This is a genomic window from Gemmatimonadota bacterium (assembly GCA_026706345.1).
Lineage (GTDB): Bacteria > JAAXHH01 > JAAXHH01 > JAAXHH01 > JAAXHH01 > JAAXHH01.
The window spans coordinates 1-3,036 of the sequence record JAPOYX010000099.1; the positions used below are offsets into that span (position 1 = coordinate 1).

Genomic DNA, 3,036 nt, shown 5'->3' on the forward strand with positions numbered 1-3,036 from the left:
ATTTTCAATGAAATAGCTATCAAATAACAGGGAAACTATCTGACGAGCAGATCATGGCGCGCGTGACGAATTCGCCCACTCAGGGAATCATCGATCTGCGATCGTAGCGGTCTTCGATCGCTGGTCGGCCAGATCCTTGACGGTCGAACGGCACAGACGCAGAATGTGGTCCGAAACGACACCGACCCGTTCTCCACAGAATTCGCCAGACTGGAGGAACAAGCGCATGACAGGAACGCAGAAACTGGGACTGAGTGCGCTGCTGTTGATCGCAACGGGCGCTGTAGTGACCACAGTTGTAGTGACCGCACAGGACACGCCGGAAACCCTCGACCCTCTCGTTATGCACTGGGGAGCTGCCGATTGGGGGCCATCGACAAACATTCCCGGTTTCCCGGCCGGTCGGAGGAACGCCCCGATTGCCACCGATCCGCAGACAGGTGGTCCAATCTACTTTTCCCGCTTCCCGGCCGGTTCAGAATTTGCGATGCACTGGCACACCTACACGGAGACACTGGTCGTGCTGGAAGGATCGGTCGACGTCACGCTCGGCGGCAAGTTGTACACGGCCGACGCAGGCAGCTACATCATCCTCCCTGCCAGAATGCCTCACGGTTACAAGGTGCCGTCGAACGCTGACGTCGTTCTCCTCGCGAGGCGCGATGGACCGGCGGACTACTTTTTTGTCGATCCTTCGATCCAGGATCTAACGTATCAGCCCTGACATTTGCCATGTCTGCCATAGGTGCGCCGAAGCTGCACTGGCCGAATGACGTTGGCCTTCGAAATCTACTGGTCTGGCGGTTGGATCAAAACGGGCTGTCACTGCGCTAGCGGCCCGATCCAGAGGCCAGTTCGGGGCTGATGAAATCGAGACAGCTTTTGGGCCGGAGCAGTCGGTCGCGTACCCACCGATTAAACCGCTCAGGCAATATTGTCCAGGCGTGCCGCCACCTCTTCGCGAACGCGCCTGACCGAAGGCCGTTCCGCCAATCGCTCGGCATACGCTGTATCTTTAGGATACCTGTTGTAAGGCATGTACTTCGCGGCGTAGCAAAACGCTGCCCCGGCCGCACAGTCCGACAGCGAAAACTCGTCCCCGTTGGCCCACTCGCTTTCGGTCAATTCGTATTCCAGAAAATCGTACACCGCCTTTGAACGATAGCGAGCCGTTTCGATTTTTCCGGTGTCGCGCTCGTCCTCCGGCTTGCGGCTTTCGCTGAACAACGTAATTACGGAATCGGTCAGGTAGAAGTCGATGAACCGATCCTTGAACCGCGTCTTGCGCGCTACGTCGGAATTGGTCGAAATCAGCGGCGCACCGCCCAGGCTCTCGAGATACTCGATGATGATGCTGGACTCCGGTATGAGCGGACCATGATTGAGGACGATCAACGGGATCTTTCCGAGGGGATAGATCTTGCGGTACCGCTCCCGTTCCCCTTCCGCCATCAGGTTGACGATATGGGGCTTGAACACAAGCCCCTTCTCGTAAATGGCTATCAGGACCTTCTGCGAATACGTCGACAGCGGATGATAGTAGAGTTCGAATTGCGGCCGCGATCGCTCATGCGCGTCGCTGGCTTCGCGCTCCTGCGCCCGGTGGCCCTTCAATGCGACCGCGGCGTCACGCTCGGATTCGTAGGGACCGTGCCAGTTGTATTGCTGATCGTGCCAATACCACCCCCCCGGCCAAGGCTCTTCGGCAAACTTCGTCGCATACCACTGGGAAGCCCAGTACCTGGGATTGTTCAATTGAAGGTTCTCCTGGGTTGGTGCGCTCAGAATACCCTAATCGTTGTGCAGAATGGCCAACACGACGACCTCGACGGTTCCCCTGCACTTGAGTTGCCGGATCGTCGTCTGAGAACGCGGACGACTCGCGGATGCGCCCTCGGGTCGCTAGTATCCGCCCATGGAGTCACAGGAGGCAGTAGTGATCGGTGCGGGCGTCGTGGGTCTCGCCATCGCCCGGGCGATGGCGATCGATGGCCGCGACGTGCTCGTGATCGAGCGAAATGAAGGGATCGGCGAAGAAACGTCGTCGCGCAATTCCGAAGTCATACACGCAGGTATCCACTACCCTCCGGATAGTCTGAAAGCGAAGCTGTGCGTTCGTGGCAAGAAACTGCTGTACCGCTACTGCCGGGACCGATCGATCCGCCATCGGCGCTGCGGCAAGTTGATCGTCGCGGCGAACGAAACCCAACACGCGGAACTGGAAGCGATCCAGGCCCAGGGGCAGGCAAGCGGAGTCGACGATCTGACGATCATGGACCGGGCCGGGGTGGCAAGACTGGAGCCCGCGGTGGTTTGCACATCGGCCCTGATTTCACCCTCCACCGGAATTGTCGACAGTCACGGACTGATGATGTCGTTTCAGGGCGACCTGGAGGCAGCCGGAGGAACCCTCGCCCTGCGATGCGAGTTTTTGCGAGGGCAGGCGGACGAGGAAGGCTTCAGATTGCGCATCCGATCGGCGGGCGAACCGGTCGAAGTCAAGGCAAGGACGGTGATCAACTCTGCCGGACTGGCCGCGGAACACGTTGCGCGGCGCATCGACGGCCTGCCGCAGCGGCTTGTCCCCCGCATACGTTTCGCCAAGGGCAACTACTTCGTCTACCGGGGCAAACACCCGTTTCGCCACCTGGTGTACCCGGTGCCGGAACCCGGCGGACTGGGCGTGCACGTCACCCTCGATCTCAATGGCCAGGCGCGATTCGGTCCGGACGTCCAGTGGATCGACGCGCCCGACTACTCGGTGGACGAGTCGCGCCGGGACCGATTCCACGACGCCATCCGCACCTATTGGCCCGGGGTGGACCGCGACCGGCTGGCGCCCGGATACGTCGGCGTGCGCACCAAGCTCATCCGCCCCGGCGATCCGCCGGGCGACTTCATGATCCAGGGACCGGCCGCGCATGGGATACCGGGGCTGGTCAACCTGTACGGCATCGAATCGCCGGGGCTCACGTCATCGTTGGCGATCGCGGAACTTGTTGCCAAGGCCGTGGCCGGGAAGCGCGCCTCCTGGAG

3 protein-coding genes are annotated in these 3,036 nt (G+C 60.6%); 2 read left to right on the forward strand and 1 reads right to left on the reverse strand.

Annotated elements, in window-relative coordinates:
* Positions 1 to 226 precede the first annotated feature (226 nt).
* A complete protein-coding gene (locus OXG98_07375; protein ID MCY3771823.1) occupies positions 227 to 724 on the forward strand; it encodes a cupin domain-containing protein in 498 nt (165 codons plus the stop codon).
* A gap of 200 nt (positions 725 to 924) precedes the next feature.
* On the opposite strand, the gene OXG98_07380 is transcribed toward OXG98_07375, so the two are convergent.
* Complete coding sequence (locus tag OXG98_07380; GenBank protein ID MCY3771824.1) at positions 925 to 1,755, reverse strand: glutathione S-transferase family protein; 831 nt, start codon at positions 1,753 to 1,755, stop codon at positions 925 to 927.
* 160 nt (positions 1,756 to 1,915) lie between these two features.
* On the opposite strand from OXG98_07380, the gene OXG98_07385 reads away from it, so the two are divergent.
* A partial coding sequence (locus OXG98_07385; GenBank protein ID MCY3771825.1) for an NAD(P)/FAD-dependent oxidoreductase occupies positions 1,916 to 3,036 on the forward strand: 1,121 nt, incomplete at its 3' end.